This is a genomic window from uncultured Ruminobacter sp. (assembly GCA_902764345.1).
GTDB lineage: Bacteria > Pseudomonadota > Gammaproteobacteria > Enterobacterales > Succinivibrionaceae > Ruminobacter.
Genome location: CACWVT010000010.1, coordinates 35,547 through 56,785, shown reverse-complemented (window position 1 = coordinate 56,785; position 21,239 = coordinate 35,547). Strand labels below are relative to the sequence as shown.

The window sequence follows — 21,239 nt, the reverse complement described above, 5'->3', positions numbered from 1 at the left end:
TTGCCATTATCGGTGCGGTCTGAAATCAATCTTTCCCAATAAGATTATTATACCTCAATTATACACGTTAATAGGAATGAATGTAAAATAGCGACTATAATTTATATTAATTGATTACAGTGAATAAATTCATGAGAAAGCCCCGGTTTGTTCGAAACGGTTTATAATGAAAAAACAAAGACATTACCTGAGGATTGCGCCATGAACAGGGCACAGATAACGGAACTTTTTGAAATATTCGAATCCATAAATGACAGTCCGAAATCGGAGCTTAAGTACCGTAACGCATTCGAGCTGCTCTGTGCGGTGGTTCTTTCCGCTCAGGCTACCGATGCTTCGGTTAACAGGGTTACGCCGGAGCTGTTCAGACTTGCTCCGGATTCAGAGGCTATGTCCAAACTTCCCGTAGAAGAGATAGAACGCATAATATCCTCGATAGGGCTTTACAGGGCTAAGGCCCGTTATCTTTCCGGACTGGCACGGAAGCTCGTTTCCGATTTCGGAGGAGAAGTTCCGATGACCGAGTCGGAACTTACGTCTCTTCCCGGTGTCGGAATCAAAACTGCCAGAGTGGTGATGAATGTGGCTTTCGGCATGAATACCATTGCGGTGGATACTCATATATTCAGGGTTGCTGACCGTATAGGACTTAGCCATGCAAATACTCCTGACCTTATGAGCGATGTTCTGGCACGCCGCATCCCGTCCCGTTTCCTCAAAAATGCCCATCACCATCTCATACTTCACGGACGGTACGTCTGCACTGCCAGAAAGCCTAAATGCGACATCTGTCCCGTAAGCTCTCTCTGTCACTTTTTTAAGACGGCTTCAATGGCCTCAAAGTAAGTAAAATCAACATCTTTTTTTGATTTAGTGATCCAGTAAGTTTTTTAATTTTGCATTTTATGTAATTATTATAAAGATAGGAGAGTTACGTATGATTAACATTTGGACAGCTGTTGCGTTCAAATGTTGTCATTCAGTTTTTTTTGGGATTTTTGAATGCCTTTATTGCGGATAAACATTTAAAATATCTCTGATGCGTTGATTTTATCTATCGATGTAATAAGTAAGTCAGAGGAACTGCCGTGCGGGATATGCCGGATTTCTTCTGGTAGGCAGTCATGGGGAATCATTCATCAACATCTTGGCTGCATATAAGACCTCTGCGTGACTCCGATATTACTGACAATGGCTGGTTTGTATTTTTGGAAAGGCGATCTATGAACGATACAGACAAAAAAAATAATGAACAGAAGATAATTAGCTCGCTTGTAAGAGACTTTATCATATATATAGATCAAGAATGCTTTAAGAGTCCCGAGGATTTTAATCCGTTCGTTGATCTGGTGGTTCCGACCCTGCGTAAATATAATCAGAAGTTAAATGTTAACTGTGATTACATTAAGCATGTCCGTAAAGTACTGGCAAATGAGAAGAACCTGAAGAATAACCTTGATATTCTGCAGAGAAGCGGTCGTCTGAGCATCGTGGACTGTGCCTCAGTCGGCGATCTTATAAGCAGTCATCATTCTGACGGCAATACGCTGTTTATCACTCAGGACTACGATCAGGCTACCGGTATCAAGAATAATGAGGATACATTTGACAGTAACAATCTGTTTATAAAGTGTATCAACCTTGAAGCTTCTCTGGATTATTTCAAGGGCATCAGAAACAAGTATGCCAGTCTCGGTAATTCACCTGCCGAAGCCGCTAAGATGAATTCGATTATCATCGACATGTCATCACTGTTTTTTGAGAATACCTCATTCTTCCTTGATGACCTGAATCTGTTCAATAATCCGAGTTTTAAGTACAAGTTCTATATATGCAAGACAGATCTTGATAAATTCTATAATGAAGCCAAGATAAGTCATTTTGCCGATTCCAGCTACAGCCGACTCGACAGAGAGTTTGGTGCGATTACGTTCAATCCGCAACTTGAAGGTAGGGATGACAGCGCCACAGTCAGAAAATTCAGAACGGAAAAGAATGTAGGTGTTCTGACTTTTAATGACAGCAGAGCCAGTGAGTTCTACAACATGAACGATCCTGACCTGTCCGGTCGCTGGGTATGTCCGTTCAAGATTAAGGATGGAGATGCCAACACCGATTATCCTTCCAGCCCTTGGAAAAATGACATAAACAACCTTTTTGCAAAGGTGAAGGATTTCCTTAACTCAAATGAGGATTCTTTTGCAAAGTACGCGGAACTTTCCAAAGCGCGTACTGCAGCCAGCATTGAAGAAGACGAAAAGAAGAAGCAGATTGAAAGCGCTAAGGCAAAGCCTGCAGAGGAAAAGAAGCCTGTTGCCGATCCTATAATCAAGGTAAACAACTCTGATTTTTCCGATCTCGTTGTTGAATCCGACGCAACGAAGAATAATGAAATGATGTTTGCGAAATCCAAGGATTTTGCAAAGGCCGTTGTTCAGCCTAAGTCTCAGGATGTGGTTGCTCCTTTAGCCACTTCATCAGTTAAAGCTTCCACGATTAATCCGGAGGTCGCCTCCACTGACGACAGCGTTATCCGTCAGGTTAATCAGAACAACAATCTTCAGTTCGTTAAGAGTGACGAAAAGAAGCCTTCCATAGCAGACAGGGTTCAGCCTCCGGTTCAGGCCGAAAAGAAGATCGAGACTCCTGTTTCACAGGAAAAGAAAGCTGAACATGTCAAGACTACGGTTTCCGTTGTCGGCGCGGCTAAGAGTGTTGCTGATGCCGTATCAGTTGAAAAGATTGTGCCTCAGGAAGGAACAAAGGTTGAGTCTTTTGACTCCGTATTCTCTGATTCAAAACCTGAACAGGTTGTTAAGTCAGAAGAAATCAGCCCAGAAAAGCCTGAAGTGAAGGCAGAAGTGAAAACTGACATAAAGGTTGAATCCAAGCCGGAAGTGAAGACTGAGGCAAAGGTTGAAGCAAAATCTGAAGAGAAGATCGCTGAAAAGGTTGAAGTAAAGCCTGAAGAAAAGATCGTCGAAAAGGTTGAAGTAAACCCTGAAGAAAAGGTTGAAGTACTGCCTGAAGAGAAGATCGTTGAAAAGGCTGAAGTAAAACCTGAAGAGAAGATCGTTGAAAAGGTTGAAGTAAAGCCTGAAGAAAAGATCGTCGAAAAGGCTGAAGTAAAACCTGAAGAAAAGACCGTTGAAAAAGTTGCTGCAAAACCTGTTGAAAAGGAAGAAAAAAAGCACAGAGGTTTTTTCGGTTTTTCACTTTTTGGTCGTAAAAAGAATAAGGCTGAAGAAGAAAAAACTGCTGAAGTCAAGGCTGAGGCTGACGAAGTTAAGACTGCGGTAGCAGAAAAGACTGAAGCAGTTAAGGCAGATGTTGCCGAAAAGATTGCTGATGCCCAGGCCAAGGTTGATGAAGCTAAGACAGCCGTAACTGAAAAGGCTGAAGCAGTTAAGGCGGATGTTGCCGAAAAGATTGCAGATGCCAAGGCCAAGGTTGATGAAGTTAAGACTGCAGTGGCAGATAAGGCTGCTGAAGCTAAGACTGCCGTAACCGAAAAAGTTGAGGCAGTTAAGGCAGAGACCGCCGAAAAGCTTGCTGATACCAAGGTTAAGGTTGATGAGGTTAAGACTGCGGTAGCAGATAAGGCCGCAGAAGCTAAGACTGCCGTAACTGAAAAGGTTGAAGCAGTTAAGGCTGAGACCGCCGAAAAGATTGCTGATGCAAAGGCTAAGGTTGATGAGGTTAAGACTGCGGTAGCAGATAAGGCTGCAGAAGCTAAGACTGCCGTAACAGAAAAGGTTGAAGCAGTTAAGACAGAGACCGCCGAAAAGATCGCTGATGCAAAGGCTAAGGTTGATGAGGTTAAGACTGCAGTGGCAGATAAGGCCGCTGAAGCTAAGACTGCCGTAGCTGAAAAGGTTGAAGCAGTTAAGGCAGAGACCGCCGAAAAGCTTGCTGATGCCAAGGCTAAGGTTGATGAAGCTAAGACTGCAGTGGCAGATAAGGCCGCTGAAGCTAAGACTGCCGTAACTGAAAAGGTTGAAGCAGTTAAGGCAGAGACTGCCGAAAAGATCGCTGATGCCAGGGCTAAGGTTGATGAGGTTAAGACTGCAGTGGCAGATAAGGCCGCTGATGCTAAGACTGCCGTAACCGAAAAGGTTGAGGCTGTTAAGGCAGATACCGCCGAAAAGATCGCTGATGCCAAGGCTAAGGTTGATGAAGTTAAGACTGCAGTGGCAGATAAGGCCGCTGATGCTAAGACTGCCGTAACCGAAAAGGTTGAGGCTGTTAAGGCAGATACCGCCGAAAATCTTGCTGATGCCAAGGCTAAGGTTGATGAGGTTAAGACCGCTGTAGCAGATAAGGCAGCTGAAGTTAAGACCGCCATTGCCGAAAAAGCAGGTGAAGTTAAGGCAGCATTGACCGAAAAGACTGATGAATCTAAGACTGAAGCAGTCGAGAAGGCAGAAGAATTAAAGAGTGTCGATCCTGTAATCGGAGTTGCGGACGGCGCCAGTGAATCCGTTGAAGATGCAATAAAGTCTCAGAAGAGTATTAAGGAGTCAATTGCCGGCATAGTTGGCGATACTGATGTTCTTAACGATAACGATGAACATAACAAGAAGGTGAAATTCATGTCCTCAGGGCTGGGCTTCAATTTTACAAAGAAGCCTGAGACCAAGAAGGATTCATCTGCCGAACATGGTTCATCAGATCATGAAGCTAAAACCGTAAAGTTTGTATCCAGCGGATCAAACTATAAGTTCTCCTTTAAGAAGAAGCATGATGACTCAGCTGCACCGGAAGAACACGCCGATGCTCATTCTGACGAGCATGCTAAGCACAGTTTTGTTTCCAGCGGTTCAAACTTCATGTTTACCGTAAAGAAGAAGACTGAAGAGACAGAAGAAAAGAAGGTTGAGGCAGCACCTGCCAAGGCTGAAGAAAAGAAGACCGAAGCAGCACCTGCAAAGGCTGAAGAAAAGAAGACCGAAGCGGCACCTGTAAAGACTGAAGATAAGAAGGCTGATACAATCAGTTCTGATGACAAGAAGCTTCTCAACTTAAGTCATGAAACTACCAGAATTGCTCTGGACTCAGGCACGGCAGTAAGCAGTGACGTTCCTGCAAAGCCAAGTCTCCAAAAGAGCAATTTTGACAGCAACGGAGCCTCCGTGTCTCTTGCTGATGCGGTTAAGATACATGACAGTGCCAAGGTTTCGCAGAGTGTTAAGACTCAGGACAACGGAATTACCGCTAGTGATGTTCTGAAGAATGTTTCTGTTGATGACAAGATGAATATCGTTAACGACTTCAACAGATTCAGAGTCTCTGACATCGCTGACAGCATTATCGACAGCAGTAACCGTGCTGAAAAGGCGGATGGTGATATCAGTTCAACCGAGGAAAGCATTACTGCCGGCTCATCTACCTCATATAAGGATGCCGTATCAGCTCTTGCCAAAAAGACAAAAGCTGAAAACAGCGTAATGGTAGGCAGTGCTTCCTCAATGGCTGAGAGAACCGAGGAGATCAAGAAGTCATTTGCCAAGACCGTTGAGCTTGCTTCCGAAAAGGTTAAGTCCGAAGCTGAATCAGCAGGCAGAAGCGCCGATGTTACCAGCATCGACAGTGGCAGAAACGATGCTCAGGATCTGATCAAGAAACTGAATCCGGTGAAGACATCCAGGGAAGAGTATGCCGCTAAGGGTAAGTCAATCGTAAATGAAATGCTCTCATCAATTGATCAGGTGAAATCAAATACTTCCTTTGGCGAATCTGATGCTATCCGCGATGAGGACAAGACTCCTGCAGCTTTACAGCTTAAGCCTAGTGCTGCGGGCTTCAACCTGACCGGAAAGGAACTTGAAAAGATCCAGAAGGAAAGGGAAGCAGAAGAAAAGGCCCGTCTTGCTCAGGAAGCCAAGCAGCGTGAGGAGGATATTGCACTCGGCAAGATCAAGGTTCCTCATGTTACCCAGAACTTTAAGCTGGACAAGACTACCGGCGGATTCAACATCACTTCCGACAAGGCTGAAGAACTTCAGGAACGTCACCGTATCAACAATATCGGTCTCGTTGAAGCTCTTAAGGCTGAGAAGACCCGTCAGGAAAAGGAAGCTGCCGATTATGCCAGAGACGTTAACACCGTTAAGGCAATCGAGGAGTTTGAACTTGAAGGCGAAAACGCTGATTACGTATACGGCAAGTCTTCAAAGATCAAGGATGAAACTCCGGTTGAAGATTTCGACATGAATGAAAAGCGCAAGGAAATGCTTCGTAACTATGAAGCAAGCCAGAGAAGCGAAGTTTCAGTCAGAAGAAATCTGGATTCCGCAAGCTTCTATAATGCCAATGACAAGCGCAAGAGCAGATACGGCAATGCCGTAAACTCTGCCGGTCAGACTGCCAGAAAGGTTGCTGACGTTCGCGGCTTTGACAGTTCGCTGTTCAGTGACAAGCCTAAGTCATCAAGCATGCAGAAGACCAATCCTGAAAGAAGTACTCAGGATTACGCACGCGTTAACCAGATGATCGAGGAAAGAACCAGAGAACTCGAAAACAGAAAGCCTGAAGCTGCACTTCAGCAGACTCAGACCAGAACCGATGCGACTTCAACCCAGTCCCAGACAGTTGATATTGTCATCAGCAGTCAGGACGGAGTGAAGGCCGGTGCCGGCAAGGAGGTTGCTGCCGTAAGAACTGAGGCTTCCAGAGTTGAGGAATCAATTGACGTTAAGCCTGTTTCAGTGGATCGCAGTGTGGTTTCATCAATGGACAATTCCGCTCAGGCTCCGTTCGCCAGAACCGGTAATCCTTATCAGGTTACCGTCGGTCTCGGTATTGTTGAGATTCCAAAGCTTAACGACAGTGTGTTCATCAACGGTGCCGAAGTTAAACTGACAAATCCAATTATCATGAGTCAGAGCCTTGCAATTTACGCCAATGAAAAGGATCCTGACACAATCATCAAGATCTTCGGAAGAAATTCTCTGAATGCTTCCATGATTGCAAAGCTTGAAACCATGATGGAAAATCAGGTTAACATTGAAGGCATTGAGTGGCCTCGCGCTCTTATCAAGAACGCTTCCGGTGACATTGTCGGTTGCGTAATGAGAAAGATAAACACCACTTCTCTGCAGGTAATGTGCAATTCAAGAGAGTACTACTTCCACAGCTACAACCGCATTGATCTTGTTAGGATGGCACTGGATTACCTTAACAAGGTTGCCAAGCTGCATGAACTTAACATCTTCCTCGGTGTTGAGGATCTTAATGCGATTGCGATTGATGCTCATAAGAAGGTGTCTTTCCTGAACCTTGAAAGAATGCAGATCGGTGATTATCCTTATCTGCCTGTTCTGAATGCCGTGACAGCTCCTGAACTTTCAAGTGAGCTTTCAGCCAACATGGCCGGCGAAATCAGCGACAGATATGTGGTTGCCTATACTCTGTTCAAGCTTCTTTTCCTGGGCAGAAGTCCATATGTAACCAGTCATCTCCAGGGTGTTCCGGTAGATAAGCTTACTGCCTTCAGATTCCCTGAAAATGTATTCGATCCGATGGTTCCGCCAAAGGATGAAGCGTTCTACATCTGGAGTTATCTGCCTCAGTACATCAAGGAAGCGTTCATTTCCTCACTGTCTACCGGTTACCATGAATCAGATCGCCGTAAGACCGTGAACGATTGGCTTGTTCTTATGAACAAGTTCCTGGTGGAGATTACCAATCCTGCCGTGGCTCCAATGGCACTTGAGCTCTCTCCTTCAAGAGCAGCGTCTGCAGACTCTTCAACCAGCGTTGAATGTAAGCTCTGCCGTTCAGCTGTTTCAAAGATTGATGCCAGCGTAACTGACGGTTTCTGTCACCACTGCTTCAATCAGAGAGGCCGTCTTGCAAAGTGCTCATGCTGTGGTAAGACCTTCCTGGTAAGCTACAGGGACATCAAGGTCGGTGGTGATGACAGTCCTAAGTTCTGTCAGTCATGCAAGACCAAGTTCATGCATACCAAGACAATAAGCAAGTGTCATGAATGCAACAGAAGTTACGTTGTAACCGAAGGTGATGAACTGCTGTACGGTTCTGAAATCTACTCAAGATGCCAGGACTGTCTGAAGGCTGAAAGAGACAAAAAAAAGGAAGCTGAAGCCAAGGCTGACGGCATGATCACCAAGAAGTAAGTAAGAATATATTAACCAGCAATTTGAGTGTCGCTTTCTGAGTGACACTCTTTTTTTTGTCGTTTTAGCAGACAAAAGTATAAAAAATGTACAAAAAATCATAACTGAGGCTGTTATGCCTGCTTTTAGGGCACTATCGTTCAATTTTTTTGTTAAAATAGGCGCGGATTAGCGTGGTACCGCTTACATTCTGCTCAAAAGTGATTTTTTATTTTGCTAAACTTCAAAAAATTATATTGCTTAAGTTTAATGATTATTAGTAAAAAGTTATCCTTTTAAGTGGAGATAATTTGCTTGTTACCATGTATGGGATATTAATAAACTGATTATAATAAAAATGATATTCCGGCAGTTGTTAAATATAATCCGTAATCATTTTAATGAACTGGTTATGGTAAGGTGCTGAGAAGTTGATAAATATTTTTTTAGTGGATGATCATGACCTTGTACGAACAGGTATTAAAAAGATATTAGAAGAATGTACGGGGATCAACGTTGTTGGGGAAGCTTCAAGCGGGGAGGCAGCAGTAGCCTGGTGCAGACAGCATCAGTGTGACATTATTTTCATGGACATGAATATGCCGGGAATTGACGGCATAGAGGCTACAAAAAGAATACTTCGTTACAATCCGGGGGCCAGAATCATTATGCTGACCGTTCACACTGACGATCCTATCCCAAGTCAGGTGATGAAGGCCGGTGCATGGGGTTTTCTTACCAAAGGTGCTTCAGCGGAAGAAATGCTGAAGGCAATTCATGAGGTTTTCTCAGGTCATCGCTATCTTGAATCAAACATTGCCCAGATGATGGCGCTCGTGCGTTTTCCGGGAAACGGCAAGAAGGAAGTCGGTGATGACGGTAATCCGTTTGGAATTCTTGCTGAAAGAGAACTGCAGATAAGCACAATGATTTCTCAGGGCATGAAGGTGAGTGAGATCGCCGACAGGCTCGCCATAAGTCCTAAGACCGTAAACAGTTACAGATACAGAGTGTTCAAGAAGCTGGGAATTAACGGTGACGTGGAGCTTACCAGACTGGCACTGAGATACGGACTGGACGGCTTAAAGTAATATCTTATTTCACGCAATTACCATTACGTAAAAAGCAGACCTGTAAAGAAGAAAATCTTTACAGGTCTGTTTTTTGATCCGGTCAGTATTTCTGATTTCTGTATCCCAGATAGATCTGCACGGCTCCGTTTTTAAGATGCACCATATCCTGTTCAAGGTCTCTTACGGCAATGAGAATCGTGGTGCAGGAACGGTGTGCGTGCAGCAGCGTCTCCAGTTCGTTATTTACCGAATGAAGCTCGGTAAGATACTGCTCGGAACGTTTTCTGTCCAGATTCATGAGACTCAGCAGAATGCGTTTGGTAAGGATTCTGTTCCTTTCAAGAAGGGTTTTGATTTCATCGCTGAAGTTCAGATTCTCAGGCAGGTTCCCGATGCTGGAGATAAGAACCATGTTAAGGATTCTCATCTTATGAATGCGGTGTAGGAATCTGGTAAAGGATCTGAAGATGAATACGTTGAAGAAAAGGGCATAGCGCCATACCGGCAGCTTTTCCTGATAAACCCTGCTGCTTTTCAGAATTTCATTTACCCTGATGTTGGTTTTTTCCTCCGGTGTGTCCGGATGATTTCTGAGAGAGTAAATGCAGAGTCTGTATTCTAAGTAGAATCTTGTCAGATAGTGACGGTAGGTTCTCAGCATGTCAGGCTTTTCCGTTGCCGGCATGAGCACGGCACTTACCGCAAGGGAGATGATCGCACCTATGGTGGTGAATATAACCCTTTCAGTGATGAGATAGTTCGGCGTAAGGGCGGTATGTCTCATGAGAATGGCCAGAAGCATGATGGTTGCAGCGGTTATGCAGGACACAAAGAGGTAGTAAAGCGAGGTAAAAGCCCGGCTCCACAGTGTAAGTCCCGCAAATATCACCAGAAATGTCATAAGTCCGGATTCGCTTGGAAAAAGCAGACATATGAGACCTGCAATGATGACGCCGCAGATGCTTCCGCCTATGCGGTGAACCGTTCTTCTGAGTGCCGTAAGGGGAGTGTCAATGTAGAGACAGACGCAGAACGTGGTGAGCGGTATCCAGAAGCTCTGATCCACCGGATACGCCCATGCGGCGAGCTCCGCAATCAGCATTGACACGGCCATGACCTTAATCTGCGCTTTAAGCGGACTTTTATTCTGATGAGGCATTTTTTATTTCCCTCATTTTTAGTGCGGTAATGGCTTCTATCACTTCTCCCGCGTGTCTTTTCATTTCGCCGTTACAGAAGGGATCGTCCGGCACCATGGCAAGATTCAGGCGAAAGAAGTTAAGCTCATCGACGGCGGTTTTTATGTCTTTATCAGTTCCTGCGGAAAGCAGACCGTACATGAGCTTGAATATACTGTTTCTGAGACTGTTTATGTGCGCCACGTGTTCGCTGTCGGTGTCGGTGGTCGGCCAGTAGGTTATGAGAACCACACCGTTCAGAATTTTCACGTATCTTTCCTTTCTCTCCGGATCGTCCACGTGTTTGGTTATGTTGTAAAGCGAGCTCTGGAGCATCAGCAGTCTGTTCTTGGACTTTTCGCTGAGATCCGAAAATGAGTCATAGTAGCTTGAACGGCACATCATGCGTGCGTAGAGCTTAAGATCATGATAGAAGCAGTGATTTATCAGCAGACACCAGTGAAATTTAAGAACCGGTACCGCAAGAACCGAGGTTATGACGCAGAGCGCTCCGCATCCCGCGGCGACGGAGAAGTTTGCGGGATTTACCTCGTGATTTACGTCAAGAAGACCCATGCCGAAATTAACGATGTTGAAAACGCTCATGAACATTATCGTTCCCGAAGCGGATTTGTGTCTGGCAAGGGCGTACACCGTTGCGGAAGACAGAACGATGGCGGTGACGATCTGGGCAACGTACATGTGGTTGTGTCCGTACCAGATGCTGAGTCCGATTGTGCCCACGAGAAGAAACAGACTTATGATTATGTTAAGGAGTCTGCGCGGAAGCGTATCTCCGGTCATTGATCTCAGACCGTTAAGCGCCACAATGAGAATGTATGCCCGGGCTTCGCCGAGTTCAAGAATCTGAGTAAGAATGACCGCAAAAAACATGCTGATGGCACCGCGGAGAAGTTCAGCGGTGTATACGCCTTCCAGATCGTTTCGGATGTAGTCTGTTATTCCAAGCATGGTTTTGTCCGGTTATTGGTTGCAGATGGGACTCCATACCTCAATTCTATGTAACGCATGCGTAAAAATCAAATAAACCGTATAAAAATCCGATTTACGACCGGGGTTTGCTTAATTTATGACGTAATAACGGGATCTGAGGCTTTATTTAAGGCCTTTTTTAATGGAAAAAGGTGATTCTGACCGATAAAACGCCTCCTTTACGTGAATGCGGAATGTCGTAACTGAATTTTCCGTCCGGACGGAAATCAGTCATACATGCAACTGACGCGGTTTTGCAGGTGAATGACATCAGGAAGCTGATGTCATAAGACTCAAGGAATGGTATAATTAAAGGATCATGATGAGGAATACTCCGGACGGAAGTGAGACTGGTGATTATGGCTTTCACGCAATTCCCCGTTCCGCGTTAATAAGTCCGGATAAATGAATAATCAGGCAGTAAGAGCATATATTAAAAAAGATATATTATTGGAGTACATAATGTCTAATAACACGGTTGCACAGCATTCAAGGGCCGCGTTTGTTTCTAAACTTGGAGGGCTTCTGGCCGTTGCGGGATCCGCAGTGGGTCTCGGTAATATCTGGCGTTTTCCGACACAGGTTGGCGAAAACGGCGGTTCGGCATTTCTTCTTGTATACATGGGCATTATTCTGCTGTTCGGCGTACCGCTGCTCCTGTCTGAGTTTGTAATAGGACGCAGGGCCAGGGCTAATGTCGGCCGTGCCTATACCGAGCTTGCCCCGGGAAGCAGATGGGGAATTGTCGGCATGGGGTCTTCCCTGGTTGCCTTCGCCATTTTTTGTTATTACGTGATTATTGTTGCCTGGGTTCTTTATTATTTTGTTCAGAGCCTTACCGGACAGCTCACGGCAGGTGGTGAGGGAGCTCATTTTAAGGAACAGTTTACCGACTTCATTACCAATCCGTACTGGCCGATTGTCTGCACGGCCGTAACAATGGGGATTATCCATTTCATTATTCAGGCCGGTGTTGAGAAGGGGATTGAGAGATCCTCAAAGTTCCTTATGCCTGCACTTTTTATCATCCTGCTGGTGCTTGCGGTTGTTGCCATGTTCATGCCGGGAGCTGAGGAAGGCTACAGATTTCTGTTTGACTTCGATTCGAAGCAGGTTACTCCGAGTGTCTGTCTGTCAGCCCTAGGTCAGTGTTTCTACTCTTTCTCCATAGGTATGGGGCTTGTTACCTATGCATCATATTTCGGACGTAACGTGAATCTCAGCCGCACGGCTCTCACCGTGGGCGGACTTGACACCATGGTTGCGATTCTTGCCGGCCTGATTATTTTCCCTGCGGTGTTTTCCGTTCCCGGACTGTCACCTTCAAGCGGGGCCGGTCTGGTGTTTGTGTCTCTTCCTGAAGTGTTCAGCACCGCGTTCTCCGGTAATGCGATTCTGACCTGGTTTGTGCCAACTCTTTTCTATTTCATTCTCTTTGTGGCTGCCGTAACCTCCGCAATGTTTCTGCATGAGGTGGCTACGGCATTCGTTCAGGAAAAGCTCGGATATTCAAGAAAGAAGTCCGCAACTTTAATCTCCGTATCTTCCCTGATCGTTGCCTGCGTGGCGTCTCTTTCTCAAGGACCATGGGATTTCATAAGACCGTTCGGCATGAATCTTGTTGATTTTCTGGATTATACGACCTCTAAGATTATTCTTCCGCTTACCGGTCTGGGCTCAGCCATATTTATCGGCTGGGTAATGAAGAAAGAGGACGTCATAGATGAAATCACCAGTGGCGGAACTTTCAGATTCGTCTGGTCAAGGATGTTCCTTTTCATAATCAGATACATCGTTCCGGTGCTGATTCTGGTTATCATGGTAAGTCAGTTTGTAATGTAAAGACCGGTAACGGCCGGTTACTGATGGGAAAGACGTCTTGCGGTTTTCGTGACGGGCGTCTTCCGGTACCGGTTGTTACGGATATGTTTTAACGGCGGGGACGGACACGACATGAGTTTTGACAGTGAAGCCTTCCTGGCAACGGTACCGCATCAGAGCGGCGTGTACCGCATGTTTAACAGTGACGGTGTGATTATCTACATCGGCAAGGCGAAGGATCTCCGAAAGCGCCTCGGTCAGTATTTCATGAAGGACCTGCCGAACGTCAAGACGGCAAAGCTGGTTTCGCTTATTGATCATATTGAATTCACGGTCACCTTTTCCGAAACAGATGCGCTTATCCTGGAATGCAATCTCATAAAGCAGTATCAGCCGAAATACAACATTCTCCTGAAGGATGATAAGTCATATCCGTATATTCTCCTCACTGATGAAAAACATCCCAGGATTTCATCCCATCGCGGAGCCAAAAAAAGCCGGGGAACCTATTTCGGACCGTATCCGAGTTCTGGAGCCGTGCGCGAGTCTCTGCGTCTTCTGCAGAAGATATTTCCCGTAAGACAGTGCAGTGACACCGTATACAGAAACAGGAAAAGGCCGTGCCTCATGTACCAGATGGGCAGATGCATGGCTCCGTGCGTGCCTGAGATCTGTGATGATGCGGAATATGCCCGACAGGTTCATCTCTGCCGTCTTTTTCTGCATGGAAAGAATCAGCAACTTTTGAATGATCTGGTTGAAGAGATGGATGCCGCTTCCGCAAATCTGGATTTTGAAAAGGCCATTAAATTCAGGGATCAGCTGACAAACCTGCGCAAGGTTCAGGAACAGCAGAGCGTCAGCGGAGAAATTTCAAGCGACCTGGACATACTCGGATGTGCGACGGAGGACGGTCTTGCCTGTGTGCACGTGCTGTTTATCAGAACGGGTAAGATCCTCGGAACCAGAAGCTACTTTCCTAAGATGCCGGCCGATAATTCGCCCGAATATCTGCTGGAGTCATTTATAGGCCAGTTCTATCTCATCGACAGGCACGGACGCAGCATTCCTGATGAAATTATTCTTTCGGCAGAGCCTGAAAACATCCGGGAAATTGAAGAGGCACTGAACAGAACCCTTTCCAAAAACGTCAGACTTACGGCTTCCGTAAGAGGTGAACGTGCGGGCTACCTGCGTCTTGCCAGAGCCAATGCGGAAGCATCACTCAGATCAAGACTTGCCCATGAGAATACCATGGCTGAAAGAATCGAAAGCTTTGAGGAGCTTTTCGGACTGTCAGATGTCGAACGCATGGAGTGCTTTGATATTTCCCATACCATGGGTGAGCTTACCGTGGCGTCCTGCGTGGTATTTAACCGTGAGGGGCCTGATACTTCGGAATACCGCAGATTCAACATCGAGGGGATTACTCCCGGTGACGATTTTGCGGCAATGCATCAGGCTCTTACGCGAAGATTCAGAGGCATTACCGCAGACGGAAAGGTACCCCAGGTTCTGTTTATTGACGGCGGAATGGGACAGCTCCATGAGGCTGAACGCATGATTGCTGAAATATTCAGGGACGTGACGGACGTGATGCCTCCTTTTCTTATCGGTGTCGCCAAGGGCGAAGGCCGCAAACCGGGGCTTGAAACACTGATAACCGGATATACCCATGAGGAGCATAATCTTACCCTGGATAATCCGGCACTGCAGCTGGTGCTGCACATAAGAGACGAATCCCACCGTTTCGCCATTACGGGACACAGACACCGCAGGGAAAAGAGTCGTGTAACATCAAGGCTTCAGGATATTCCGGGAGTCGGTTCCGTGCGCCGTCAGGCTCTGCTCAAGCACATGGGCGGCATGCAGGAGCTTCTTAAGGCAAGCGCGGATGAAATCAGCAAGGTTCCCGGGATCAGCAGAAAGCTTGCGGAACAGATTTATGAGTGGCTCCACGGGTGATGCGTTCTCAGTGTGACCGCATGCGTTCATACTGTCCGAACGGTGTTTTTTGTGGTATAAGATAAGAGTAAGAGATTGTTCCGCAATATGTAAAAGCGCGGTACGTCTGCAGTGACTTTTCATTTACGGTCATATTCAGTATTTTCAGGAGCGCAGCAGTGGACGGTGAGATTATCCGTAAGCCGAGAAAGCAGAAGGCCGCATTCAGGGATAAATCCGTTAATCCCGATGAGGCTCAGGAGCTTATGCTGCTTACAGCACGTGAAATAAGAAGGCTGAGGGCTGAAGGGAAGGACGTAAAGTCCACCTCCCGCAGAAGACACGGCTGCAACAGATGCTGCGTCTGTACCGGAGCCTGTCCGACATAGTCTTTGGCCTGAAGAAACAGTTTTTCGATTCATCCTGTCAGGTTTTTTCCGCCTGAATTCTTTTGTGTTAATCCGATGTTAAATAAAAGATAATAATTATGTGGCATATTTTGCGATCATGCAGGTTCAGCCGGAAATCAGCGTGTCTCAATCCTTTATTTTTCAACGGTTTCGAGCTGTCGTTAAGCTCATTAGGGCGATTCATGAACCCTTCGACGGGGATCGCAGACCCGTATTATCTTAAGATGTATAATCCCATAATAATTGTTTGTATCCATGAATGAGACTGTTCCCCCGGCGGAAATACTTCCGTCAGAGTCATGTGGTTAAGTTCCCTCCGTACCGGAAAGAAATTCGGCATGTTACCGTTTACGGGCGTTTTTCCCGGTGCTTAGATATTTCGGAGGAAACCCCTATATTACCCGGGAACGTCATACCGACCGGAGGGATTATGGAATCAGGTTCCAAATCAGCAGCGGCTGATAATAACACTCAAGTTTCTCTTTCCTTAAAGCGCAGAATCAGACGGCTGACTGAACTTGTGGCTGACGGACTGACCGACAGGACTGACACCGTCAGATCATCTGTTCTGGCAACCCTGTGCGGGCTTAATACCTTCCTGTACGGGCCTCCGGGAACCGCAAAGAGTAAAATATGCCGCAGACTTAATGAAATCTTTGCCGGCAACGGCAGATATTTTGAGCATCTGATGCACAGGTTCTGTACACCGGAGGAGCTTTTCGGCCCCATAAGCATTTCAAAGCTGAAGCAGGATGAATACGAAAGAAAAACCGCCGGGTATCTTGCCGATGCCGATTTTGCCTTTCTTGATGAAATATGGAAGTCCTCTCCGGCAGTACTGAACACTCTTCTTACCCTCATCAACGAAAGAACATACCACAACGGCAATAAGACAGTGTCGGCTCCGCTGCGGAACATGGTGGTTGCCTCCAATGAGATTCCGCTGAGCGAGGATGATCTTGCCGCACTTTACGACAGATTTATCGTAAGACTCGTAATTGAACCCGTACACGGTACCGATAATTTCAGGAAGCTGCTTCTTTCTGCTCCTGAGGTTGACAGGGATGAGCATCTTCACAGGGATCGGCTCAAGGATCTGGCCGTTACGGATGAAGAATACGGAAACTGGAAGAAGCTGATTGATGACATCAGGTTATCCGATGAACTTCTCGGCGCCATGGCTTCCCTCCGTGAGGCACTTTCCGCAAAATACGCTGAGGAATCCGCAGGGAAAAACGTAAAACAGGGGTATGACGGCTTCTCGGAAAATGAGAAGGCCGGGACTTCAGTTTCCTACATTTCCGACAGACGCTGGGTTCAGAGTGCCCGCTATCTGAAGGCTGCGGCATTCTTCAATGAGGAGAATGAGGCTGCAGTCAAGTATCTTATTCTCCTGGAGGACATTCTCTGGCATGCTCCTTCGGAAAAGACCGGACTCAGAACACTGATACTCGGTGAACTGAGAAGAGCCCTGGATGAGAGAATACGGAATACTGATGAAGGAAAGATTCTGGAGAACAGCCGTATACTTGATGAAATTCTTACGTCCTGCAGCAATGAGCAGCTCTTTACCGATCACAACATTGCCATAAGAATGCTCAATGAGGGTGACGAACCTAAGGTTACCTTCAGCATGCTTAAGGATTACGGCTTTACCTACGTTAAATCCAACGATTTCTGGAACCTTGAATCATGGTTCAGAAAGACGGATATCAAATCACTTTATCCTGAGGAGGTTATATCCGGCTGCAGAAATCAGGTAAAGGACGGAAAGACGGCCATACTGCTTCCGGAAACCGGTGACGTAATCAGGATTATTCTATACCGTGATCTTAACGGTTACTTCTCCAAGGGGGATGCTGAAGGCACAGAGGTGTTTACATTCTCGGTTCCGGGACACAGAGGAAGTGACGGTCAGTCTCTCGAGGAGGAACGCTATACGGCACCTTCAGTTCTCATGCCGAAGCTGGTACAGCTGTGGCTTAAGAACAGACTTGAGGACAGGTTCGAGATGTATGCCCGAATTTCTGAAATTCAGAGCCATTTCGGCGGTCTGGAAAAGAAGATCAAAACAACCATCAGAATTAATTTTGAAGGTATTTTCAGTGAGGAATGCGGCCGGGCTGAAAGACATGCCGCCGACGTTGCGGCCGTTAAATCCGTCGTTCCGCTTAAACCGGAGGAGCGTGGCGAACACATGCCGGGTCGTTTTATGATGACTGCCGGCACTGACGTCTACATCCTGACCATGGAGAACGGTGACAGGGTAATATATCAGACTCCGCACGGCAATTTCCCTCCGGCAAAGGGAGAGGTGCTGACCTACGAGAGAAGATATAACGGCAAAGGCTACGTCTGGGCGGAAAAGGAAAGCTATCGCAGATGGTTCAATGCCGAAGTCACCAGACTCGGGATGGCATCCGCCAGACATCTTAACTGCACCTTTAACGAAGACAACGAGCTGTTTGCCGGGGGACTCCACTGCGTTCTCAATGACGGGGAAACACCGGTTCCGGGCAGGAATGCCATGCGCCTTCAGACAATAAATTACGAAAAGGCGCTTCTTGAGCTGTCACCTGAAGACAGACTGGACATTACTTCAGCAAGAATACCGTTTGACGAATTCACTCAGAAGGATGAGTTTACGGTGCTGGATCATGAAGGCAGACCTTGCGGAAAGGCATCCTCCAGGGAGGCGCCGACAGGCAGGTCCGTAAAGATCCGTTTTGACAACGGCGGTGAGGTTAACAGCTTCATATCCAGTGACATTCTGCGGTTCCTGAATGAGACCATAAGTTCCTTCAAAACCGTCAGGAGGATTATTGAGGAGAACGCCAGGTTTATAAAGGACACCAGAGCGCGTCTTGACGGCATACGTGATTCGGTAAACAATGACATCTTCCTTTCCGATGAACAGAAGAAGCGCCTTACTGATATCATAGAGGAAGTTTACGCTCCTGTTAATGCGGAAATAGCCAGGGCCGGTTATTATGAAAAGGTGGCCTCCGAGCTGGTTGACAAGTACTCCATAAGAAAACATGCTGCAAAATAGGAGCTTCTGCCAGTGACCGTGGGTTTCGCACGGTCCTGGTCTAACCTTTCTGCCGTATCATATGCCGTCCCGTGCGATTCGGTTGGCGGGAAGGATGATAACGGCAGTCATCAGATAAGGAATGAGATATATGCGGACAGTTGAACTGACGTCAGGCGTTTCAGCCGGAGGCGGTGTTAATCCGCTGAATGTGTCCGGTGCGGATGTATCCGTTACGGAACGGTCTGCAGTTACTTCCGGATTTTCTGACACGGAACCTTCCCCGGAAGGAAAAACGGTAACCGGTTCCCGTGAACGCACCGGATCCGTGCCGGGTGTTTTTCCGATAACTGATTTCTATGCCTGCGGCGTGGAAAAGCTCCGCAGTCTCAGGGAGAATAAGCTTCGGGAACTCAGGACTCCGTCTCCATCCGTAATCAACAATATCGATGCGGCACTTGCAGGACTGAACAGACTTAACGGCTCTCTCTCCGGGGCCTTTAATTCCAGACTGGAAAATCACAGCAGGTATGCGTCGGATCTTCTCCTGGCGGATTATCTTGCCCGCAGATCCCTCGAAGATTTTCGCAAAAAGGAGAAATATCTTTCCGATCTGGATGTTCTGGGGGAGAAGTATCTTCACAGTCAGCTGTATTCCGGTGAACTGCGCGAGCGCATGTCCGGACTTGCAGCGGCCAAAACGGAACTCCATGCTCTCAGGTCCAGGCAGGACGGCATGCTGCAGACTGACAGAATTGAGGATCTCACCGACCGGTGCAGACGTGAGTTCAATGTGGCTGACGGAATCAGAAAAGCCCTGATTACCACGGTAAGAAACGAGATAAGCAGACTGGAGCTTAAGAAGGAAGAGTCCATGAGGAGTTTCCTCGAAAGGGCTCTTGAAACCCAGTTCAACGAAATGTGGGACAATATCAGTTTCTGTACCGGGCAGGGGATCCCGTATTCCGTTTATGCCAGATCCTTCGGCGGCAGCGGAGATGACGAGGAAACCCGTGAAATGACGGAGCATTATCTTTCCGCCTACCTGAAACAGCGTAACAGGGGGAATACCGACGGACGCGAAACGGTACTGAGTGCCTATTCGAAGGTTCGCCCTTCGACATCCGGCGGCATATTCCTGAAATACCTTAACGTGGTCAGGAAAAACATTCCTCTCATGAAAATGCTTGAGTCCCTGGGAAGGTACCTGAGTCTGGATGTCCTTGCGGGAGACAGGGCAGAAAAGATTTATACCGAAAGAATGGCCAAATACCGCAGGAACGTGCGCGGGGAGCACATATCAGGTGTCACGCTGGGTGACACGCTTGACTATGCCCTGCCGGAAGAACTGGCGGGACTTTCCGATCCGGATCTGGAGCACCTCTTTGACATAAAGCTCATAAACCGCTGCCTTCTTACCTTTGATTTCATAAGAATGGCCCGTGTTTTTGAAGGAGGAAAGGGAACCGAACCGCAGAAGCAGGAGGAAAAGGGGCCTGTCATAATCTGTGTCGACACCAGCGGATCAATGAAGGGTGAGGCTGAAGACTACGGCAAAGCCGTTGCTCTGGTTCTGGCCCTTAAGTGTCTCGAGGCATCAAGACCATGTCACATCATAAACTTCGCCATCGAAACTGAAAACATTACCGTGGAAAGCAGTCGTACCGAGGCATCGCTTGAAGAGGTGAATTCCTTCCTCAGACGTTCATTCAGAGGCGGTACATCCATAGATAATGCCATGCTTAAGGTGTCGGAAATGATAGAGAATGAGCCTGATTTTGCCAGGGCCGATGTTCTCTTCATCACCGACGGCAAGTACATGTTCAGCAGTGAAACCGTGAGTGAGGCATCCCGAATAAAGCAGAAATCAGGGGCAAGATACGTGGAATTTATCAAGGGCTTCTCAGATTTTAATAAAAATGGAATTTTCGATAGAATTTTTGTGATATGTAACAATAACTTCACTGAAAAATAACATGATTTTATTGTAAAATAGTAAACAGGTATTGAAATTTGTGTGTCGCCTATAAAAAATTTTTAAAACAGCCCTGCGGTAATCATAGTCTAATAATAATCCGCATATTCCGGAAAACGACCGTTTTCCGCTCATGCGGACCGCAAAAGGTAAGGGCGGGCATGTTACTGTTTTTAAAGAAGTCTATTTGGGGAATATACGTATGCCATTAGAGTCAGCCTTACTGAATCTTCTTGTTGATAAGGGAATTATCAGCAGTCCTAAAAAAAGCGTTGTTATCGGTGAATGTGAAGAATATGAGAAGTCAGTTATAGCGACGGTAATCAGTCTCAGTTATGCTGAACCAAAGCAGCTCATGGATCTTCTGGCTGAAGAGTATGCACTCCCGTCAATGGATTTCAGTCAGTTCAATCCCAAAACTGCTCCCCAGAAATATCTCAACGAAGATTACTGCATGAAATATGAACTTGTTCCGATGGGCATCGTGGATAATACTCTTTATCTTGCAGTATCCGATCCGTCATGCCCGAAGGCCATTGAAGGTCTCGACGCATTCGCTACCAAGTACGGTATCAGCACCGACATGATAGTTGTGGAAGAGGATAAGCTTCAGAGAGCTCTCACCATTCTGTTCCGCAAGAACATAAATCTTGCCGATGACGAAAAACAGGAAGGCAACTGGTTTGACTGACGGACG

11 protein-coding genes are annotated in these 21,239 nt (G+C 46.7%); 9 read left to right on the top strand and 2 right to left on the bottom strand.

Annotated features, from left to right (window positions below):
- The first annotated feature begins 201 nt into the window (after nt 1-201).
- The 3 genes from nth (at nt 202) to uvrY (ending at nt 9,208) form a co-directional block, all read left to right on the top strand.
- On the top strand, nt 202-846 hold the full coding sequence (gene nth, locus QZU58_RS03490; protein WP_294494929.1) for an endonuclease III: 645 nt from the start codon (nt 202-204) through the stop codon (nt 844-846).
- A 377-nt stretch (nt 847-1,223) separates the two neighbouring features.
- Nucleotides 1,224-8,138, top strand: a complete 6,915-nt coding sequence (locus QZU58_RS03485) for a hypothetical protein (RefSeq protein WP_294494926.1) — start codon at nt 1,224-1,226, stop codon at nt 8,136-8,138.
- 410 nt (nt 8,139-8,548) lie between these two features.
- A complete protein-coding gene (gene uvrY, locus QZU58_RS03480; RefSeq protein ID WP_294463459.1) occupies nt 8,549-9,208 on the top strand; it encodes a UvrY/SirA/GacA family response regulator transcription factor in 660 nt (219 codons plus the stop codon).
- An 82-nt stretch (nt 9,209-9,290) separates the two neighbouring features.
- On the opposite strand, the gene QZU58_RS03475 is transcribed toward uvrY, so the two are convergent.
- Entirely contained in the window at nt 9,291-10,349 is a 1,059-nt protein-coding gene (locus tag QZU58_RS03475; RefSeq protein ID WP_294494923.1) for an FUSC family protein, read from the bottom strand.
- Entirely contained in the window at nt 10,333-11,340 is a 1,008-nt protein-coding gene (locus tag QZU58_RS03470; RefSeq protein WP_294494920.1) for a hypothetical protein, read from the bottom strand. The genes QZU58_RS03475 and QZU58_RS03470 overlap by 17 nt, the downstream gene beginning before the upstream one ends.
- A gap of 483 nt (nt 11,341-11,823) precedes the next feature.
- Between QZU58_RS03470 and QZU58_RS03465 the strand changes: the two genes are divergently transcribed.
- From QZU58_RS03465 to QZU58_RS03440, 6 genes are all read left to right on the top strand, one after another.
- The gene (locus QZU58_RS03465) at nt 11,824-13,203 is read left to right on the top strand and encodes a sodium-dependent transporter (protein WP_294494917.1); all 1,380 of its coding nucleotides are present in this window, start codon (nt 11,824-11,826) and stop codon (nt 13,201-13,203) included.
- A 111-nt stretch (nt 13,204-13,314) separates the two neighbouring features.
- A complete protein-coding gene (uvrC, locus tag QZU58_RS03460; protein WP_294494915.1) occupies nt 13,315-15,147 on the top strand; it encodes an excinuclease ABC subunit UvrC in 1,833 nt (610 codons plus the stop codon).
- A 158-nt stretch (nt 15,148-15,305) separates the two neighbouring features.
- On the top strand, nt 15,306-15,515 hold the full coding sequence (locus tag QZU58_RS03455; RefSeq protein WP_294494913.1) for a hypothetical protein: 210 nt from the start codon (nt 15,306-15,308) through the stop codon (nt 15,513-15,515).
- A 451-nt stretch (nt 15,516-15,966) separates the two neighbouring features.
- Nucleotides 15,967-18,588: an AAA family ATPase gene (locus QZU58_RS03450; RefSeq protein ID WP_294494911.1), complete on the top strand. Its 2,622-nt coding sequence runs from the start codon at nt 15,967-15,969 to the stop codon at nt 18,586-18,588.
- A 130-nt stretch (nt 18,589-18,718) separates the two neighbouring features.
- Nucleotides 18,719-20,542, top strand: coding sequence for a VWA domain-containing protein (locus QZU58_RS03445; protein ID WP_294494908.1), 1,824 nt, complete (start codon nt 18,719-18,721; stop codon nt 20,540-20,542).
- A gap of 202 nt (nt 20,543-20,744) precedes the next feature.
- Nucleotides 20,745-21,233 carry a hypothetical protein gene (locus tag QZU58_RS03440; RefSeq protein ID WP_294461781.1) on the top strand — a complete coding sequence of 163 codons (489 nt, stop codon included), beginning with the start codon at nt 20,745-20,747 and terminating at the stop codon, nt 21,231-21,233.
- Nucleotides 21,234-21,239: the final 6 nt, after the last annotated feature.